The organism is Streptomyces sp. CB00455 (genome assembly GCF_001905445.1).
Lineage (GTDB): Bacteria > Actinomycetota > Actinomycetes > Streptomycetales > Streptomycetaceae > Streptomyces.
Genome location: NZ_LIVQ01000001.1, coordinates 598,968 through 616,339 on the forward strand (window position 1 = coordinate 598,968; position 17,372 = coordinate 616,339).

Below are 17,372 nucleotides of genomic sequence, written 5' to 3' on the forward strand. Positions count from 1 at the left end.
CCCCGGTCACGGCGCCACGGCTGTCATGCGTGAGGACGGCGCTGCCGCGCGCCGGTCCCGCCGGATCGCCGCTCTGCCCGGACACCGTCTCAGAGCCGGACGGTCCACTCGGCCGTGGAACGCAGGGTGCCGGCGATCCGCGGGTCGCGCACCGAGGGCGTGCGGTCCTGCGCCGTGACCGACAGCCGGTGCACGCGCAGGTCGAACAGCCACAGCTCGGCGACCGGCACCGCCGTGCGGCCCTCGAACCTCCTGAGCTCCCGGCCGTCCAGGAACCACCGGACGACGAGCTGACGTCCGTCCGCTGCGGCCAGGCGGGGCACGGCCGCCTTCGCCGTGTGGCGCACGCGCAGGGTGCGGTCGGTCGGGGTCAGCGGGGTGACGGTCCTCGCGTGCCGGTGGAACCCGGCGATCATCGCTTCGACCCCGGGCAGGTTGAAGGGCTTGCCCAGCACCCGCATGATCGAGTTGTCCGTGGGCCGGTACAGGCCGCCCACGTAGTAGCCGCCGCCCTCGTAGGCGCCGACCGTGCCGCCGTCCGGCGACGGCTCGCCGAGCCAGCGGTACCACTTGGCCCGCTGTGCGGCCATCTCCTGCGCGGCGAGGGTGGAGGTGTTGGCCTCGGCTGGTTCGGGCCCGGTGTACTGCTCGTAGCCCGGGACACCCGGGTAGAAGTACTCGTCGGCCAGTTTCCCGAGCGAGTGGCCGGTCTCGTGGATGGCGACCTGTCCGGACTTGGCGTGGCCGGCCGACGCGGTCGAGATGCCCTCGTAGCCCAGGGTGGCGCTGCGCTCGTTGTAGCCGGCGCCGCCGTACTTGGCGCTGTTGGCGAGGACGACGACCAGGTCGGCCGCCGGTGCCTTCGCCACGTACGCGTCGACCTTGGGCTGGTCGACGCAGAGCAGCCGCTCGATGTCCTCGCACCAGAAGTACGAGCCCAGCGCGGTGTCGCGGACCTCGCCCGCGCCCGGGTCGCCGGACACCCCGGACTCGCGGGAGACGGCGTCGACCGTCCAGACGTTGAAGAGGTTCCGGTAGGTGGTGTAGGGCTCGACGGCCGTCACCTCGTCCCACTTGCGCCGGGCGTCGGCGTGGAAGCGGTCCAGCTCGGCCGCCGTGTAGCCGTCACCGATGACGACGACGTCCAGGCGGTCCGCGACGGGGCCGTTGTCGATCATCTTGGCGACCGCGCCGTCCACCGCCCGCTCGGCCGCGGAGAGGCCGCGCGCGGTCTTGGCGCGGACACCTGCGGCCGGTACGCGGGTGTGGCCGGACCCGGCGTCGCCGCCGTGCTCCGGCCCCGGTATCTCGACCTCCACGCCGGCTTTCACCGGCACGTCGGCCGCGGCCACCTCGGCGGCCGCCGGTCCGGCGGCCGCGAGCACCGCGGCCGCGCACACCGTCGCGACGGCGCCGCGCAGGGCCGAGCGGATGGCGGGCCGGCCGGCAGGGCGTCTGGCTGGACGCATGAAGTCCTCCCCCTGGGAACGAAGTTAAGTGCTGAGACAAGTGGAGTGAAGCGGTTGCTTAAATTAGGTGGCCCGCGGGACGTGCGCAATGGCCCGCTCCCCCTGAATACTGGGGAGTTCGAGCAACCAGGGGGATTCCATGGACGAACCGGGCGTCATCGGCCGCAGGGTTCAGCGGATGCGCGGCGAACGAGGCCTGACGCAAAAGCAGTTGGCTGAGCCGGCCTACACACCCGCCTACGTGTCGACCCTGGAGTCGGGCAAGGTCCGCCCCTCCGAGGCGGCGCTGCGCTTCCTCGCCGGCCGCCTGGGCACCTCGTACGAGGAGCTGGCGACGGGGCGCCCCGCCCACCTGGCCACCGAACTGCGGCTCGCCCTCGCCGACGCCCAGCAGACCCTGGCCACCGGCGCGGCCGACGAGGCCGCCGTCCGCTACCGGCAGCTGCTCGACGAGGCGGAGGACCTCACGCTGGTGCCCGAGCAGGCCGAGGCGCTGCTAGGGCTGGGGGACTGCGCCCTGGAATCCGGGGAACTCACCCTCGCGATCACTCACTTCGAGGCCGCGGAGCGCCTCCTGGCGGACGAGCCGCTCCCCCGCCGGGCCCGCCCGATCCGCGGTCGCGCCGTCGCTCACCTGCTCACGGGCGAGCTGCGCTACGCCTGCTACCTGCTGGAGTCCACCATCGACGAACTGGGGACGAGCGGACTGGCGGACCCGGAGGCGCTGGTCCTGCTCTACGCCGCGGTGATCGGCCCGTACATCGACATGGGCGCGCACGCCCGCGCCGCCCACGCGGCCGAGCTCGCCCTCGCGCTGGCCCCGCAGGTCAGCGATCCGGCGCTGGTGGCGGGCATGCACCGGCAGGTGGCGCGGACGTTCCTCGCCGAGGGCCGGGTGGCCGATGCCGACGCCTCGCTCGCCAAGGCGCAGTCGATCTACGGGCAGCTGCGCTTGCGGGCCGATCTCGCCCAGTGCCACTGGATGCGCGGCTACGTGCAGGCCCAGAACGGCGAACTGGAGGTGGCGGAGCGGGAGCTGCGCACGGCCCGGGAGATGCTGTCCGCCCGGCGTGCCGCCCTGTACACGGCACAGGTCGAGGTCGAGCTGGCCGACGTGCTGCGCCGGCTCGGCCGGTACGGAGAGGCCGCGGAGCTGCTCGCGGGGGTGCTGGAGCTCGGGGACCGGCACGGCGCCGTGCACGCGGGCGGCGCGCACCGGCTCCTCGGCCTGATGGCCGAGGAGCGCGGCGAGCCGGAAGCCGCCGAGGAGCACTACGTGCAGGCACTGGCCCTGCTGGAGCGCAGCGGGGCCACGGGCGACCTCGCCGACCTGTGCAGACTGCTGGGCGACCTGCTGCGCCGCACCGGGCGGACCGAGGCGGCCCTGGACGCCTACCGCACCGGTCTCGGCCACCGGGCGGCTCCGGGCACGACCACGCTGGGCCCGGCGCCCGCCGCGCCCGCGTTCCGGCCGGGCGGGGTCAGTGGTTCTCGGTGGGTCGGAGGTCGCGCGACATGAGCGCCCCGGTGGTGGCCGCAAGACGCAGTGGCCTCCCTCGGCCGGTCCGCGGCGCGATCCGCGGCGGGGAGGGCCGCGCGGCGAGCTGCCGCCCTATGGGACCTGGCACTCGGCGGGTCGGGCGCGGGGTCCACGGCGGCGCGTTCCACGCCCCCGCGGCGGGGCCGCGCCGGGCATGAGCAGGGAAGACCCGGGTAAAGGGCTGGCATATGAACACACCGCAGGGGAGGGTCACACGATGACGGACGGCAGGGACGCCGTGCGGGGCGACGGCAGGGACGAGAGCGAGGAGGAACGCGCGGACCGGCGGTGGCAGGAGCTGATCCAGGAGATACGCGTCGCCCAGACCGGCGTGCAGATCCTCTTCGGCTTCCTGCTCACCGTCGTCTTCACCCCGCACTTCGAGGGCCTGCCCCAGACGGACAAGACGCTCTACATCGTCACCGTCGTCCTCGCGTCACTGGCGACGGGCGCGCTGATCGGGCCGGTCGCCTTCCACCGCATCGTCTCGGGCCGCCACATCAAACCGCAGGCGGTCGCCTGGGCCTCGCGGATGACGTTCGTCGGCATCGTCCTGCTGCTGGCCACCCTCACCGCAGCCCTTTTCCTGGTGCTGCGGGTGGCCATGCACAACGCCGTCGTGCCGTACCTGGTGGCCGGTGTACTGGCGTGGTACCTGACGTGCTGGTTCGCCCTGCCGCTGTGGGCGCGCGCCCGCTACACCCGGCAGGACTAGCGGGTACCTGCCACGGGTGGCGGGAACCTGCTACGCGCCGGGCTCCTCCCCCGTACGGGCCCGGGCGCCCGAGCGGGTACGGCCGGCGAGCGGGGCCCGCTCGGGGTGGCGGCGTACGTACTCGTGCTCCAGCTCGTTCATCCGCCGCGTGTGGGTGACCAGGGCGTCGTCCGATCCGTGCAGCAGGGTCTCGTGACGCGTGCGGTGGATGGCCTCCAGCTCCTTGAGCAGGCGGCCCTCCTCCAGATTCCGCGCCGCCGGACCGCCGTCGTGCTCCGTCATGGCACGCACACCTCCTCCGCGCTGGGGTCGGCCCTGGGCGAAGCGGCCCTCCGCCTCCATCATCCACCGCGCCGGGCGCTTCGTCCCGGTCGGGCGGCTCAGCAGATGCGCGGCAGCTGCTCCCCGATCGGCAGGTCGACCACTCTGGTGCCGCCGAGGCCGGTGCGGGCCACGACCATCCCGGGGTGGTCGGCGACGGCTTCGCCGATCACCGCCGCGCGGCGCCCCAGCGGGTGGGCGCGCAGGGCGTCGAGGACGGCGTCGGCGTGCTCGCGGGGGACGAAGGCGACCAGCTTGCCCTCGTTGGCCACGTAGAACGGATCGAGGCCGAGGATCGCGCAGGCGTTGGCGACGGCGGAGGGGACCGGCACCCGGCCCTCCTGGATGACGACACCGGTCCCCGACGCGACGGCGATCTCGTTCAGGGAGGCCGCCAGCCCGCCGCGGGTCGGGTCGCGCAGCACGTGGAGGTCCGGGGTGACGGCGAGCATGCTCTGGACGAGACCGCCCAGCGGCGCGCAGTCGCTCTCGATGTCGACCCCGAACTCCAGGCCCTCGCGGACGCTCATGATCGCCACTCCGTGGAGGCCGATCTCGCCGCTGACGATCACGACGTCGCCGGGGACCACGCGCTGGGGGCGCAGGTCCACCCCGTCCGGGATGAGCCCGATGCCGGCGGTGTTGACGTAGATGCCGTCGCCGTGGCCCGCCTCGACGACCTTGGTGTCGCCGGTGGCCACCTCCACGCCGGCGGCCCGCGCGGCGGCGCCGAGTGCCTCGGCCACGCGCGCCACCACGGAGACCTCGACGCCCTCTTCGAGGATGAAGCCGCAGGACAGGTAGGCGGCCTGGGCCCCGCTCATGGCCAGGTCGTTGACCGTGCCGTTGACCGCCAGGTCGCCGATGCTGCCGCCCGGGAAGAACAGCGGGCGCACGACGTAGGAGTCGGTGGAGAAGGCCAGGCGGACACCGCCCAGGGACACGGCCGCGGAGTCCCCGAGCTGTGCCAGCACCTCACCGCCGAAGGCGGGGGCGAAGAGGTGCTCGACCAGCTCGGCCGAGAGCGCCCCGCCGCCCCCGTGGCCCATCACCACACGGGGACGGTCGCGCAGGGGGGCCGGGCAGGTCCAGCCGGTGATGTCGAGTGCGGTCTCAGACAACGGGGCTCGCCTCCAGCGGTGCGGCGGTACCGGCCTTCGGGGCCGGGGTGAGTTCCAGTCGGCGGTAGAGGTAGTACGCGGCGCACGCGCCCTCGCTGGAGACCATGGTGGCGCCGAGCGGGCTGCGCGGGGTGCACAGGGTGCCGAAGGCCTCGCACTCGTGCGGCTTGATCAGTCCCTGGAGGACTTCGCCGCTGCGGCACGCCGCGGGCTCGCGGGTGTTGATGCCGGACACCTGGAAACGATGCTCGGCGTCGTACTCCCGGTAGCGGTCCGACAGCCGCCAGCCGCTGTCGGGGATGGTTCCGATGCCCCGCCAGGCGCGGTCGGTGACCTCGAAGACGTCCCGCAGCATGGCGAGCGCGGCCGGGTTGCCCTCAGGGCGCACGGCGCGCGCGTAGGCGTTGTCCACGGTGTGCTCGCCGCGCTCCAGCTGGTACACGGCCCGCCGTACGCCTTCGAGGATGTCGAGCGGCTCGAAGCCCGTCACCACGATCGGCACCCGGTGGCGCTCCGCCAGCTCCGGGTACTCCCCCGTCCCCATCACGCTGCACACGTGCCCGGCGGCCAGGAAGCCCTGGACCCGGCAGCTCGGCGACCGCATGATCGCCTCGATGGCGGGGGGAACGCGGACATGGGACACCAGCAGGCTGAAGTTGGGGATGCCGAGCTTCTTCGCCTGGTACACCGTCATCGCGTTGGGCGGCGCGGTGGTCTCGAAGCCGATGCCGAAGAAGACCACCTCGCGCCGCGGGTTCTGCTGCGCGATGTTCAGCGCGTCGAGCGGTGAGTAGACGACCCGTACGTCCCCGCCCTCGCTGCGCACCTGGAAGAGGTCGCGGCCGGTGCCCGGCACGCGCAGCATGTCGCCGAAGGAACAGAAGATCACCTCGGGACGGGAGGCGATCTCCAGGGCTTTGTCGATGACCTCCAGCGGGGTGACGCACACCGGACAGCCCGGTCCGTGGATCAGCTCCACCAGGTCCGGCAGCAGCTGGTCGATGCCGTGCCGGATGATGGTGTGCGTCTGGCCGCCGCAGACCTCCATCAGGGCCCAGGGACGGGTCACGGTGGCGTGGATGTCGTCGAGCAGGCGGCGGGCGAGCTCGGGGTCCTGGAACTCCTCGATGTACTTCACTTCTGGGCCTCCTCCTGCCGGATCGGCGTGTGCGGTGCCTTGTGCTCCGGGTCGTCCGCGAAGGGCCACTCCCCGCCTCCGGCCGCCGCGGCCGCCTCCCAGGGATCGCCGAACTCCTCCTGGAGCATGCCGAGCTGGGCGAAGAGGTCGAGGGTCTGCCGGGCGGACTCCTCGTCCAGGCGCTGGAGGGCGAAGCCGACGTGCACGATGGCGTACTCGCCCACCTGGAGGTCCGGCAGGTACTCCAGGCACACCTCCTTCTGTACGCCGCCGAAGTCGACGGTCGCCATGCGGGTGCCGTCCCTCTCCCCGATGTCAAGCACTCGGCCGGGTACCGCCAGGCACATGGGTCTCTCCTCGCTGTGGTGGGTCTTCCGTGGCCTGCACCGCTGCCGCCACCATGAGCTGGCCGAGGGACAGGCCGCCGTCGTTCGGGGGGACGTGGGAGTGGCGCAGGACCGTGAAGCCGTCCTCACCCAGGCCGCGGGCACAGGCGCAGGACAGCAGGGTGTTGGCGAAGACGCCGCCGGTCAGGGCGACGGTGTCCAGGCCGTGGCGCTCGCGGGCCCGCCGGCACAGCGCGCCGACGAGCGCGGCCACGGCGGTGTGGAAGCGGAGGGCGATCACAGCGGCACAGGCGCCCGCGCGGAGGTCGGCCACCACCGCGGCCAGGACCGGGGCCGGATCGGCGACGACCGGACGGTCCCCGCCCTCCGGGGGCACGCGCAGGGCGAAGGCGTACGCGGATCCGGGCCCGGCGCCGGCCGCCGCGGAGGCGGCGCGCGTGCCGGGAACGGCGTGCGCGGCGGACTCCAGCTCGATGGCGGCCTGCGCCTCGTACCCGGAGTGGTGGCAGATGCCCGCCAGGGAGGAGACGGCGTCGAAGAGGCGGCCCATGGCGGAGGTGGGGACGCAGTTCAGGTTCCGCCCCAACTGGCGCTCCAGTACCCGTAGCTCGTCGGGCGGGCAGGCGGCGACACAGGGCAGGTCCGGGGTCCAGGCCAGGCCGGCGGCGCGCAGGTGGGACAGGGCCATGCGGTACGGACGCCGGACGGCGGCGTCCCCGCCCGGGAGGGGGACGTAGGCGAGGTGTGCCAAGCGGGTGAAGCCCGCGTAGTCGGCCAGGAGGAACTCGCCGCCCCAGACGGCGCCGTCGTCGCCGTAACCCGTGCCGTCGAAGGCGACGCCGATCACCTTGCGGCGTCCGTCCAGGCCGTGTTCGGCCATCGCCGAGGCGATGTGCGCGTGGTGGTGCTGCACACGGACCAGCGGGCGCCCCCCGGCGGCGCGCCGGGCCCACTGGCCCGAACGGTAGCCGGGGTGCCGGTCCGCGGCGAGCAGCGCGGGGGCGACGCCGGTGACGGACTCCAGCTGCCGCTCGGCGCGTTCGAAGGCGTACTGGGTGGAGAGGTCGTCCATGTCGCCGATGTGCGCGGACAGCCAGGCCCGGCGCCCCTCGCCCAGGCAGAAGGTGTTCTTCAGGTCCCCTCCCACGGCGAGGGCCGGGGGGACGGGCAGCGGGAGCGCGAGGGGCAGCGGGACGTAGCCGCGCGAGCGCCGTACGGTCAGCGGCTCGCCGTCGCAGACGCGGACCACCGAGTCGTCGCAGGGCACGTGGATCGGGCGGTCGTGGGTGAGCCAGGCGTCGGCCAGGGGCCCGAGCCGGTCCAGGGCCTCGTCGTCGTCGGTGACGATGGGCTCGCCGGAGAGGTTCCCGCTGGTCATGACGAGCAGACAGGGGCCGGGCGGGTCGCCGGGCAGGCCGAGCAGCAGGTGGTGCACGGGCGTGTACGGGAGCATCACACCGAGGTCGGGGCAGCGCGGGGCGACCCCCTCGGCCAGGGCGTGCGCGGGGGCGTCCGCGTCGGCGCGGCGGCGCAGCAGCACGATCGGCCGGACGGGTCCGGTGAGCAGGGCCCGCTCGCGGGGGCCGGTGTGGACGAGGTGCTCGATGTCGGCGGGCTCGCGGGCCATCAGGGCGAACGGCTTGTCCCCGCGGCCCTTGCGGCGGCGCAGCTCGGCCACGGCGCCGGGGTGGCCGGCGTCGCAGGCCAGGTGGTAGCCGCCGAGGCCCTTGACGGCGAGGACGGCTCCGGCGGCCAGCAGGCGGCGGGCCTCCGCGACGGGGTCGGCCCCGGTCACCTCGCGCGGCGGGTGTCCGGAGAGGAGGCGCAGGCGGGGTCCGCAGGCGGGGCAGGCGACGGGCTGGGCGTGGAAGCGCCGGTCGGCCGGGTCGGCGTACTCGCGGGCGCAGTCGGGGCACATGGGGAAGCCGGCCATGGTGGTGTGGACGCGGTCGTACGGCAGTCCGGTGACGATGGTGAAGCGCGGCCCGCAGTGCGTGCAGGTGATGAAGGGGTGCCGGTGGCGGCGGTCGGCCGGGTCCGCGAGTTCGGCGAGGCAGTCGGCGCAGGTGGCGACGTCCGGGGAGATCAGGGTGCGGGCGGGACCCCCGGTGCGGGAGGCGACGATCGTGAAGCCGGCGCCGCCGGCGACCGGCATCTCGCAGTGGTCGACGGCGTCCACGACGGCCAGGGGGGGCGCCTCCGCGGCGAGGCGCTCGCAGAACCGCGTCACGGCGTCGGGCGCGCCCTCGATCTCGGCGACGACCCCTTCGGGGGTGTTGGTGACGTGCCCGGCGAGGCCGAGGCCGGTGGCACGGGTGTACACGTAGGGCCGGAAACCCACGCCCTGCACCACGCCGCGGACGGTGACCCGGCGGCGCTGGACGGCCTCCATCAGGTTCGCACCATGGTGTGCGGGTGGTCGTGGCCGGGGTCGGGGCCGTCGCCCTCCGCGTCGCCGTCGCCGTGCTCGTGCTCGTCCTGATCGCCGTCGCCGTGATCGTGGCCGTGGAGGTGCCCGTGGAGGTGCCCGTGGCCGTTCTGCCCTCGTGCCATGACCGGGGTGTGCGGCGTCCCGCCCGCGCCGACCGCCAAGGCACGCTCCAGCAGCACCCCCAGGCCCTCCCCCGCATGGGCGGAGGTCAGCACCACCTCCACACCGGGGTTGACGCGCTGCACGTTCGCCCGGAAGGACGCCTCGTCGAAGCCGACGGCTTCGGCGATGTCCGTCTTGGTCACCACCACCAGCTGGGCCAGGCCGAAGGCGGTCGGGTACTTCAGGGGCTTGTCCTCCCCTTCCGTCACCGAGGCGAGGACCACGCGCAGCGACTCCCCGAGGTCGTAGGAGGCCGGACAGACCAGGTTGCCCACGTTCTCCACGAAGAGGATCCGGGTGTCCCCGGGCAGCCAGCCGTCCAGGTGGCGGCCGAGCATCCCGGCCTCCAGGTGGCACAGCCCGTCGGTGAGCACCTGCTTGACCGGTACTCCCGAACGGGAGAGGCGCACCGCGTCGTTCTCGGTGGCGAGGTCGGCGGTCAGCGCGGCGACCGGCACCCCGCGCTCACGGGCGAGGAGCAGTTCGCGCTCCAGCAGCGCGGTCTTGCCGCTGCCTGGGCTGGAGAGCAGATTGACGACCGCGGTTCCGCGTGCGGTGAGTTCGGCGCGCAGGGCGTGCGCGACCCCGTCGTTCTTGGCGAGCACCGCCTGCCGCAGATCGACCACTCGGCACATGGTTCAGGCCTCCTCGGAGATCGGTTCACGGGTGGCGGCGCGGGCGGGGGCGTCTTCCCAGTCCACGCTGACGATCTGCAGCTCCCGGCCCGCGAGCAGTTCGACGTCGGTGGCCCGCCCGCAATCGGGGCAGCACAGTCCGGGGGGCATGCCCGTGGGCCATTCACGCGCGCACGCACCGCACCGGGCGCGGGCCGCCACCGTCTGGGTGTCGAGTGCGGCGCCTTCGAGCACCGTGCCGGCGCAGGCCAGTTCGAAGCAGAAGGCCAGGGCGTCGGGTACCACTCCGGCCAGCTCTCCGATCTGGAGCCTGACCGCGGTGACGGCGCTCGCACCACCGGCCCGGGCCGCTTCTTCCACCTGGCCGACGACGGCCATGGCGATCGACATCTCGTGCATCGGACTCCGTCCTGCCGGGGCTCATTACACCGGCAGGACGGGGGCGGGGCGGGCGGGCACGCCGAGGCGCGGCACGCCCCTACGCCGTTCGGGTGGCGGGGCGGGCCGGGCTCACATCCGGGACATCCGCAGGTAGCGCTTGATGTCGGGGAGGACCTGCATCAGGACGGCGACGAGGACGACGGCGGCCGCGGCCCCGCCGATGACGGTCTTCTTCATGGGGTTCTCCTCAGTTCGCGTAGGGGACTCGCGGCCTCGGGGCCGAGCAGCTCCAGGACCATGCGGACGGCCTGCGGGACGGCCGCGGCCACCGGCCCGCTCAGGCCGATGCCCTCCTCCACGCAGGCGGGTTCGCAGCCGACGACCAGGGTCCGCCGGGGCGGCGAGGTGCCGGTGCCGGCGCACAGGGTGCCCAGCAGCGCGAGGACGGCGTCGGGGGACATGTGGTGGCCGTCGAGGACGGCGCCGCCGGCCGGGGCGGCGCCGCGGCCGTCGGCCTCGATGAGGTAGAGCGTGCCGGGGGCGCCGCCGCGTGCGGTGGCGTCGACGAGGACGAGCGTGTCGTAGCCGTCGAGGAGCTGGTAGGCGAGGTGGACTCCGCGGACGCCGAAGTCCACCACCTCGACGCCGTCCGGGAGCGGGTGGGCGGACAGCTCGCGTACGGCCTCGACGCCGAAGCCGTCGTCGCCGAGGAAGACGTTGCCGATGCCCGCGACGAGCGTCCTGCCGCTCACGCGTCCTCCAGGGGGGTGAGCTCGTCGGGCTGGAAGTAGAGGAAGCGGCCCTGCTCGCGGCGGATGTCCGCGCCCGGGTCGTCCTCGACGGTCACCGCGAGGTGCACTCCCCCGTCGACGTCGTGCAGGACTGCCTCCACCCGGGCCGCCATGCCCTGGAGGAAGAGGTCCTGGGCGTCGGTGCGGCGCAGTCCGGGGCGCAGCAGTACGCGGCTGCCGACGCCCACCGGGACGCCGTCGATCGGGATCCGGTCGCGGGCCGGGTCGGGGGTGTCGGCGCGGGCCGGGTCCCACCAGGGGGTGTCCGGCCTGAACACCCCCTCCTCCGCCTCCCGGTCGTCGTCCGGGACCTCCCGGAGGAGTTCGGGCAGACCCGGGGGCGGGTCCGCCGCGCCCGGACCGGTGATCTCCCGCAGGGCGCGCACCGCGCCGTGCAGCCGTTCCAGTACCTCGGGGGGCATGGAGTCGGCCAGGTCGATCACGGCGGCGGCGCGGGCGTCCGTACCGCGTGCCTCGCGTTTCTCCTGGTCGGTCAGTGCCGCCGTGCGCAGGGCGAGGATCTCGTCGATCTCCGTGGCGTCGTACATGGCGCCCGCGCTCTCGGGCGCGATGGCGGGGTGGTCCTCCAGGATGATCGGGGAGGACAGGACCACATCGGCGCGGCCGGGCTCGCCGGCCAGCACCGGCCAGGTGTGCCGGTTGACGCAGGCGGCGACGGCGCCCTTCGCCCACTCGGGCGGGTCGGTCATGGACAGGAAGGAGCCGGCGTCCAGGCCCAGCAGGAGATGGGCGGCCACCAGTGACCGGGGCAGGGCGGCGTCGCGGTCGGCGTCGCCGTCCGAGGGGGTCCACGGGCTGGTGTTCTCCACCACGGCGGTCAGCCGGGACACCCGGTAGGGGCCGTCGAGTTCGGCGGCGCGCAGCCGGATGACGCCCTCGACCTCCTCGGTGCGCCGCAGCAGGCGGCCGACGGGCCGGCCGGCCGTGTCGAGTACGGGCTCGGTGTGTTCGCGGGCGGGGCGGCGGAAGGGGAGGGTGACGCCCTCCCCCGCCAGTTCCGCTGCCGTGACGGTGAGTTCGACCCGCTCCTCGGCGCCCTCGTCCCAGGGGACCAGGACCCGGTCGGGCAGGTGCAGTTCGGCGACCTCGGCGAAGGTGCCGTCCTCCAGGAGCCGTTGGACGGTACGGCGCTGCGCGTGCAGGAAGCGGAGCTCGACGTGCAGGCCGGGCCCGCCCTTGGGCTCCATCAGGATCTCGGTCTGCATCCGCGCGTGCTCGTCGTGGGCGGGCCCCCACGCGGGCGGGACCAGGACGCCGAACTGCCAGCGCAGCCGGTTCTTGGCGGCAGAGGCCCGGTAGGGGTAGAGCACGTAGCCCTCGAAGAGGACGGCGTCGGCCACCTGCCGGGCGGTGGCGAAGCGCGCGTCCGTCGCCTCCGCGCGGGTCGTCGCGGCTGTACCGGCCGTGGCGGTCGTCGCATCCGTGGCGGTCGTCGCGGCCGTCGTCGTCATGTCGGGGTCCTCTCGGTGACGTCCGGCCGTACGCCGCCCAGTCGCAGGGGGCCGGGGGGCGCGGGCAGCGGCTGGGGGGCCGCCGCCGCGTCGAGCAGGGCCCGTACGGTCGTCTCCCAGGAGGCGAGGGCGTGCCGGGAGCGGAAGGCGAGCAGTTCGGCCATGGTCTCGCGGGGCAGCCGCAGCCAGCCGCAGCCGGGGAAGTGCTGCTCGACCATCTCCCGCCACACGGCGACGGGCATGCGGTAGGAGGCTTCGCGGTCCCAGGGAACGGGTTCGACGCGGAAGCCGCCGGCTCCGACGAAGGCGGTGCCCGAGAACAGCATCAGCAGCGGCGCCTCGCCCTCTTCCAGGGCGCTGAAGTAGCGGCTCGCCGCGATGTCCATGTCGTAGGTGCAGGGGACGACCAGGTCCGTCTCGGTCTCCCCGGTGAAGCCGGGCACCATGAGCGCGACCTGCGCGAACTGGACGGGTTGCAGGGTGGTGCCCCAGCGGCTGCGCTCGCCGAACAGGTCGGCTAGCCCTTCGGCCTCGGCGGGGCCGTAGCCGCGCCGGGCCGGTTCGATGCGGATCTGGCAGCGCAGTGCGAGGGCGTGCACCCGCTCCTCCCCGGCGGCGGTGATCCGCAGCCGGAAGACGAGCGTGGGGCCGGCGGCGTGGGCGTCGGCCCGCACGCCGGTGCAGGCGAAGGTGAACCGTGTCATGGCAGGCGTGCCTCCGCCGGGCTCGCGACGGCTGCCCTGGACCGGCGCTCGACCTGCTCGAAGAACTCCGACAGGGCGGCGCGGGCTTCGGCGCCGCCGTCGAAGCCCTGCCACAGCAGCCGCATGCGGCCCACCAGTTCGTAGCAGACGTCGATCGGCACGAGGTAGCACGCGGTGCGCCCCTCGAAACGGCGCAGCAGCAGCGCCTCCACGTCGGATTCGAGCAGCGTGGCCAGCCGTCCGGCGCCGAGCGCAGCCTGCCAGGTCTCGGGGTCTAGTTCGCTCTCGGTGGCGCCGGCCGGGCTCGGGTAGAGCGCGACCAGGCGGTCGAGTGCCGCGTTGTGGAAGAAGAAGGCGACGCCGACGGGGATCTGGAGGCGTTCCCAGGCTGCGTCGTCGAGCCGGTGGTCGGGGTCGGTGAGGTAGCGGTCGGGGACGGCGCGGAAGCGCCCGGTGACGGCGCCCGGCCGGTCGAACAGCAGGGCGCAGGCGGTGCAGGCGCAGACCAGAGCCCGCTGCTCGGTCTCCACGAGGTGGCGGTGGCCGTCCTGCGGCACCGCCACCCCGCACAGTTCGCAGGTTTCGGGGCGCGGCGCGCGGGGGCCCGTGAACCGGCGCAGTCCGCCGCGTGCGGCCGGTGCCGCCGCGCCGCCGGTGCGGGCGGGGTGCCCGTTCACGGCACCTGCGCCGGGGTGGGCGGCCGGCGGGAGATCTGGAGCAGGGCGGGCTGGGGGGCCGCGGCCGGCTCCCGCTCCACCCGGGTCACCTCGGGCGCGAAGCAGGCCAGGGAGTCCTCGACGGCCTGCCCCGCGCCGGTGCCGGCGCAGCCGCAGCCCGTGCCGGCGTTCTCGGTGCGCAGCCGCAGGACGCCGCTCGTCCCGTCGAAGCCGAGCACTTCGACGGGCTCGTCGGCGGCGGCGAGGGCGCGGGCGATCCGGGTCTGCACGTCCTCGGGGTTGAGGTCGTGCAGGGCCAGCAAGCTCGCGACGAGCTCGTCCTCCAGCAGCGGGCGCAGGGACTCTTCGCCGAGGCGCCCCACGATGCGGGCGAGGCCGGCGCCGTAGAAGTCCATGAGGACGCGCACCAGTTCCTCGGCGGCGGCGCACGCCTCCCGCTCGCCGGTCGCGGCCAGCCGGTCGAGTACCTCTTCGACGCGTCGTCCGGCCTGCCGGGCGTCGACTGCCGCGCTCATCCGCCCAGTCCGCTCAGGCCGGTGGGCACATGCATCGTCTTGACCGTCTTGCCGCCGCCCACGTACATGTGGACTCCGCAGGGCAGACAGGGGTCGAAGCTGCGTACGGCGCGCATGATGTCGATCCCCTTGAAGTTCTCCGGGGTGTTCTCCTCGAAGATCGGGGTGTTCTGGACGGCGTCCTCGTACGGTCCCGGGGTTCCGTAGGTGTCGCGGGTGCTGGCGTTCCACGGGGTCGGCGGGTAGGGGTGGTAGTTGGCGATCTTGCCGTCGCGGATCACCATGTGGTGGGAGAGCACGCCCCGTACGGCCTCGGTGAAACCGACGCCGACCGCCTCGTCCGGCACCTCGAACTTCTCCCAGGTCTGGGTGCGTCCGGCGCGCACTTCGGCGAGTCCCTTCTCGGCGCAGTGCAGGGCGATCGCGGCCGAGTACGCCTGGAAGTACGTGCGGGCGCGGTTGCGCTCCAGCGCGTTGCTCCACTTCGGGATCTTCCACTCGAAGCGGGTCTCGGGCTTGGTCATCGTGCGCGGCAGGTTGATGACGACGCTGTGGCCGGTGGCCTGGACGTAGCCGACGTCGACGAGTCCGGCCAGGGCCGTGGCCCAGAGGCGGGCGATGGGGCCGCCGCCGGTGTCGAGCGCGAGGTGGTCCTTGCCGTCGAACCAGCGGGGCGACATCACCCAGCTGTACTTGTCGTCGAAGTTGCGCTTCTGCGGGGCGGGGATGGTGTGCTGGTTCCACGGGTGGCGGGGGTCGACCGGGTTGCCGAGCGGGTCGTGCGTGACGAACTGCTCCTGGCCCTGCCAGTCGTCGTAGTACGAGCTGCCGAGCAGGATCCGGATGCCGAGGTTGATCTCGGTGAGGTCGGTGGTGACCAGCTTGCCGTCGACGACGACGCCCGGGGTGACGAACATCTTCCGTCCCCAGTCGGTCATGTTGGCGTAGGTGTAGTCGCAGTGCTCGGGGTCGTTGAGCGCGCCCCAGCAGCCCAGCAGCACCCGGCGCCGGCCGACCTCCTCGTACCCGGGCAGTGCCTCGTAGAAGAAGTCGAAGAGGTCGTCGTGGAGCGGGACGACGCGCTTCATGAACTCCACGTACCGCATGAGGCGGGTCATGTAGTCGGTGAAGAGCTGGACGGAGCCGATGGTGCCCACGCCGCCCGGGTAGAGGGTGGAGGGGTGCACGTGGCGCCCCTCCATCAGACAGAACATCTCGCGGGTGTAGCGGCTGACCTGGAGGGCCTCGCGGTAGAACTCGCCCTCGATGGGGTTGAGGGAGCGCATGATGTCGGCGATGGTCTTGTAGCCGTGCTCGCCGGCGTGCGGCGCGGGGGTGCGCTCGGCCAGCTCCAGGACGCCGGGGTTGGTCTCGCGGACCATTTTCTCGCAGTAGTCGACCCCGACCAGGTTCTCCTGGAAGATGTTGTGGTCGAACATGTACTCCGCCGACTCGCCCAGGTTGATGATCCAGTCGCCGAGCGGTGGCGGCTTCACCCCGTAGGCCATGTTCTGGGCGTAGACGGAGCAGGTGGCGTGGTTGTCGCCGCAGATGCCGCAGATGCGGCTGGTGATGAAGTGGGCGTCACGGGGGTCCTTGCCGCGCATGAACACGCTGTAGCCCCGGAAGACGGACGAGGTGCTGTAGCACTCCGCGACCCGCTTCTGCTTGAAGTCGATCTTCGTGTGGATGCCCAGGCTGCCGACGATCCGGGTGATCGGATCCCAGGCCATCTCCACCAGGCCGCTGCCGTCCCCGGCCGGTTGCGTCTTCGGTGCCATCGTGTCTGCCGTGACCCTTCTTCGGTGCGGAGTTCGAGAACGGGATGAGGACCGCCCCGGCGGTCACCAGGGCGGGCGGTAGCCCGTGGTCAGCTTTTCGCCGGTGTGGCGCCACTTCGGCTCCTGGTCCACGGTGTGCCCGGTGACCGAGCGCAGCCGGCGCACCACGGCCCCGTACGCGCCGCTGGCCTTGCTGGACAGCTTGGCGCCGGGGGGTTCGTCCATGAACGGCATGAACTTGTCGGGGAAGCCGGGCATCGTGCAGGCGATGCAGATGCCGCCGACGTTGGGGCAGCCGCCGATGCCGGCCATCCAGCCGCGCTTGGGGACGTTGCACTTGACGACGGGACCCCAGCAGCCCAGCTTGACCAGGCACTTGGGCGAGTCGTAGGTCTTGGCGAACTGGCCCTGCTCGTAGTAGCCGGCGCGGTCGCACCCCTCGTGCACGGTCTGGCCGAAGAGCCAGGTCGGGCGCAGTTTGTCGTCGAGGGGGATCATCGGGGCGGAGCCCGCCGCCTGGTAGAGCAGGTAGGTCAGGGTCTCGGAGAAGTTGTCCGGCTGGATGGGGCAGCCCGGTACGCACACGATCGGGATGCCGGCCTTGGATGTCCAGTCCCAGCCCAGGTAGTCGGGCAGGCCCATGGCGCCGGTCGGGTTGCCCTCCATGGCGTGGATGCCGCCGTAGGTGGCGCAGGTGCCGATGGCGACGACGGCCAGGGCCTTGGGGGCCAGCCGGTCGATCCATTCGCTGGTGGTGATGGGCTGGCCGGTCTCCGGGTTGTCGCCGAAGCCGCACCAGTAGCCTTCGGGCTTGATCTTCTCATTGGGGATCGAGCCTTCGACGACGAGCACGAACGGGTCGATCTCGCCCCGCTCCCCCTTGAAGAACCACTCGATGAAGGTGTCCGCTCCGCCGACCGGCCCGCATTCGAAGTCGATCAGCGGCCAGTGCACCGCGATCTTGGGCAGCCCGGGCAGCGCGCCGGTGACGATCTCTTCGATGCTGGGCTGCATGGCTGCTGTCAGGGAGACCGAGTCGCCGTCGCAGCTGAGGCCCGCGTTGATCCAGAGGATGTGGATCGGGGGATCCTCTGCCGGCGCCGGGGTTTCTTGAACCATGGAGTGCCTCCTTGGGGAGGGGTTCGGGGAGGGGTACGGGAGCGAGGCGGTGG

The 17,372-nt window shown here is 73.2% G+C and carries 18 protein-coding genes; 2 read left to right on the plus strand and 16 right to left on the minus strand.

Annotated elements, in window-relative coordinates; translation table 11 throughout:
• Window positions 1–89 precede the first annotated feature (89 nt).
• Window positions 90–1,469: a M64 family metallopeptidase gene (locus AMK16_RS02850; RefSeq protein WP_073908106.1), complete on the minus strand. Its 1,380-nt coding sequence runs from the start codon at window positions 1,467–1,469 to the stop codon at window positions 90–92.
• A gap of 139 nt (window positions 1,470–1,608) precedes the next feature.
• On the opposite strand from AMK16_RS02850, the gene AMK16_RS02855 reads away from it, so the two are divergent.
• Window positions 1,609–2,988: a helix-turn-helix domain-containing protein gene (locus AMK16_RS02855; protein WP_073908108.1), complete on the plus strand. Its 1,380-nt coding sequence runs from the start codon at window positions 1,609–1,611 to the stop codon at window positions 2,986–2,988.
• Between the two features lie 238 nt (window positions 2,989–3,226).
• Entirely contained in the window at window positions 3,227–3,724 is a 498-nt protein-coding gene (locus tag AMK16_RS02860; RefSeq protein ID WP_073908110.1) for a DUF6328 family protein, read from the plus strand.
• Window positions 3,725–3,754: 30 nt separating this feature from the next.
• Here AMK16_RS02860 and AMK16_RS02865 read toward each other — a convergent pair whose 3' ends face one another.
• From AMK16_RS02865 to AMK16_RS02930, 15 genes are all read right to left on the minus strand, one after another.
• The gene (locus AMK16_RS02865) at window positions 3,755–4,006 is read right to left on the minus strand and encodes a DUF6158 family protein (protein WP_073908111.1); all 252 of its coding nucleotides are present in this window, start codon (window positions 4,004–4,006) and stop codon (window positions 3,755–3,757) included.
• A gap of 98 nt (window positions 4,007–4,104) precedes the next feature.
• On the minus strand, window positions 4,105–5,166 hold the full coding sequence (gene hypE, locus AMK16_RS02870; RefSeq protein ID WP_073908113.1) for a hydrogenase expression/formation protein HypE: 1,062 nt from the start codon (window positions 5,164–5,166) through the stop codon (window positions 4,105–4,107).
• On the minus strand, window positions 5,159–6,304 hold the full coding sequence (gene hypD / locus AMK16_RS02875) for a hydrogenase formation protein HypD (protein ID WP_073908115.1): 1,146 nt from the start codon (window positions 6,302–6,304) through the stop codon (window positions 5,159–5,161). The genes hypE and hypD overlap by 8 nt, the downstream gene beginning before the upstream one ends.
• Entirely contained in the window at window positions 6,301–6,651 is a 351-nt protein-coding gene (locus tag AMK16_RS02880) for a HypC/HybG/HupF family hydrogenase formation chaperone (protein ID WP_073908117.1), read from the minus strand. The genes hypD and AMK16_RS02880 overlap by 4 nt, the downstream gene beginning before the upstream one ends.
• Entirely contained in the window at window positions 6,620–9,043 is a 2,424-nt protein-coding gene (gene hypF / locus AMK16_RS02885) for a carbamoyltransferase HypF (protein ID WP_073908119.1), read from the minus strand. The genes AMK16_RS02880 and hypF overlap by 32 nt, the downstream gene beginning before the upstream one ends.
• Window positions 9,043–9,879 (minus strand): hydrogenase nickel incorporation protein HypB, encoded by an 837-nt coding sequence (hypB, locus tag AMK16_RS02890; protein ID WP_079191280.1) that lies wholly within the window; start codon window positions 9,877–9,879, stop codon window positions 9,043–9,045. The genes hypF and hypB overlap by 1 nt, the downstream gene beginning before the upstream one ends.
• 3 nt (window positions 9,880–9,882) lie before the next feature.
• Window positions 9,883–10,278 carry a hydrogenase maturation nickel metallochaperone HypA/HybF gene (locus tag AMK16_RS02895; RefSeq protein WP_073908121.1) on the minus strand — a complete coding sequence of 132 codons (396 nt, stop codon included), beginning with the start codon at window positions 10,276–10,278 and terminating at the stop codon, window positions 9,883–9,885.
• Window positions 10,279–10,389: 111 nt separating this feature from the next.
• A complete protein-coding gene (locus AMK16_RS38475; protein WP_443333526.1) occupies window positions 10,390–10,497 on the minus strand; it encodes a DUF6893 family small protein in 108 nt (35 codons plus the stop codon).
• Window positions 10,494–11,012 (minus strand): hydrogenase maturation protease, encoded by a 519-nt coding sequence (locus AMK16_RS02900; RefSeq protein ID WP_073908123.1) that lies wholly within the window; start codon window positions 11,010–11,012, stop codon window positions 10,494–10,496. The genes AMK16_RS38475 and AMK16_RS02900 overlap by 4 nt, the downstream gene beginning before the upstream one ends.
• Window positions 11,009–12,523 (minus strand): hypothetical protein, encoded by a 1,515-nt coding sequence (locus AMK16_RS02905; RefSeq protein WP_242438538.1) that lies wholly within the window; start codon window positions 12,521–12,523, stop codon window positions 11,009–11,011. The genes AMK16_RS02900 and AMK16_RS02905 overlap by 4 nt, the downstream gene beginning before the upstream one ends.
• Window positions 12,520–13,227 (minus strand): DUF6084 family protein, encoded by a 708-nt coding sequence (locus tag AMK16_RS02910; protein WP_073908125.1) that lies wholly within the window; start codon window positions 13,225–13,227, stop codon window positions 12,520–12,522. The genes AMK16_RS02905 and AMK16_RS02910 overlap by 4 nt, the downstream gene beginning before the upstream one ends.
• Complete coding sequence (locus tag AMK16_RS02915; protein ID WP_073908127.1) at window positions 13,224–13,904, minus strand: DUF5947 family protein; 681 nt, start codon at window positions 13,902–13,904, stop codon at window positions 13,224–13,226. The genes AMK16_RS02910 and AMK16_RS02915 overlap by 4 nt, the downstream gene beginning before the upstream one ends.
• Window positions 13,901–14,419 carry a hypothetical protein gene (locus tag AMK16_RS02920; protein WP_073908129.1) on the minus strand — a complete coding sequence of 173 codons (519 nt, stop codon included), beginning with the start codon at window positions 14,417–14,419 and terminating at the stop codon, window positions 13,901–13,903. The genes AMK16_RS02915 and AMK16_RS02920 overlap by 4 nt, the downstream gene beginning before the upstream one ends.
• A complete protein-coding gene (locus tag AMK16_RS02925) occupies window positions 14,416–16,200 on the minus strand; it encodes a nickel-dependent hydrogenase large subunit (protein ID WP_073908132.1) in 1,785 nt (594 codons plus the stop codon). The genes AMK16_RS02920 and AMK16_RS02925 overlap by 4 nt, the downstream gene beginning before the upstream one ends.
• 63 nt (window positions 16,201–16,263) lie before the next feature.
• A complete protein-coding gene (locus AMK16_RS02930; RefSeq protein WP_073908135.1) occupies window positions 16,264–17,319 on the minus strand; it encodes a hydrogenase expression protein HypE in 1,056 nt (351 codons plus the stop codon).
• Window positions 17,320–17,372 lie beyond the last annotated feature (53 nt).

Excerpts from the sequence above, each read along its gene's own strand:
- AMK16_RS02850 (WP_073908106.1), bottom strand. The coding sequence starts at position 1,469 with ATGCGTCCAGCCAGACGCCCTGCCGGCCGGCCCGCCATCCGCTCGGCC.
- AMK16_RS02855 (WP_073908108.1), top strand. The coding sequence starts at position 1,609 with ATGGACGAACCGGGCGTCATCGGCCGCAGGGTTCAGCGGATGCGCGGC.
- AMK16_RS02860 (WP_073908110.1), top strand. The coding sequence starts at position 3,227 with ATGACGGACGGCAGGGACGCCGTGCGGGGCGACGGCAGGGACGAGAGC.
- AMK16_RS02865 (WP_073908111.1), bottom strand. The coding sequence starts at position 4,006 with ATGACGGAGCACGACGGCGGTCCGGCGGCGCGGAATCTGGAGGAGGGC.
- AMK16_RS02880 (WP_073908117.1), bottom strand. The coding sequence starts at position 6,651 with ATGTGCCTGGCGGTACCCGGCCGAGTGCTTGACATCGGGGAGAGGGAC.
- hypF (WP_073908119.1), bottom strand. The coding sequence starts at position 9,043 with ATGGAGGCCGTCCAGCGCCGCCGGGTCACCGTCCGCGGCGTGGTGCAG.
- hypB (WP_079191280.1), bottom strand. The coding sequence starts at position 9,879 with ATGTGCCGAGTGGTCGATCTGCGGCAGGCGGTGCTCGCCAAGAACGAC.
- AMK16_RS02895 (WP_073908121.1), bottom strand. The coding sequence starts at position 10,278 with ATGCACGAGATGTCGATCGCCATGGCCGTCGTCGGCCAGGTGGAAGAA.
- AMK16_RS38475 (WP_443333526.1), bottom strand. The coding sequence starts at position 10,497 with ATGAAGAAGACCGTCATCGGCGGGGCCGCGGCCGCCGTCGTCCTCGTC.
- AMK16_RS02905 (WP_242438538.1), bottom strand. The coding sequence starts at position 12,523 with ATGACGACGACGGCCGCGACGACCGCCACGGATGCGACGACCGCCACG.
- AMK16_RS02910 (WP_073908125.1), bottom strand. The coding sequence starts at position 13,227 with ATGACACGGTTCACCTTCGCCTGCACCGGCGTGCGGGCCGACGCCCAC.
- AMK16_RS02920 (WP_073908129.1), bottom strand. The coding sequence starts at position 14,419 with ATGAGCGCGGCAGTCGACGCCCGGCAGGCCGGACGACGCGTCGAAGAG.
- AMK16_RS02925 (WP_073908132.1), bottom strand. The coding sequence starts at position 16,200 with ATGGCACCGAAGACGCAACCGGCCGGGGACGGCAGCGGCCTGGTGGAG.
- AMK16_RS02930 (WP_073908135.1), bottom strand. The coding sequence starts at position 17,319 with ATGGTTCAAGAAACCCCGGCGCCGGCAGAGGATCCCCCGATCCACATC.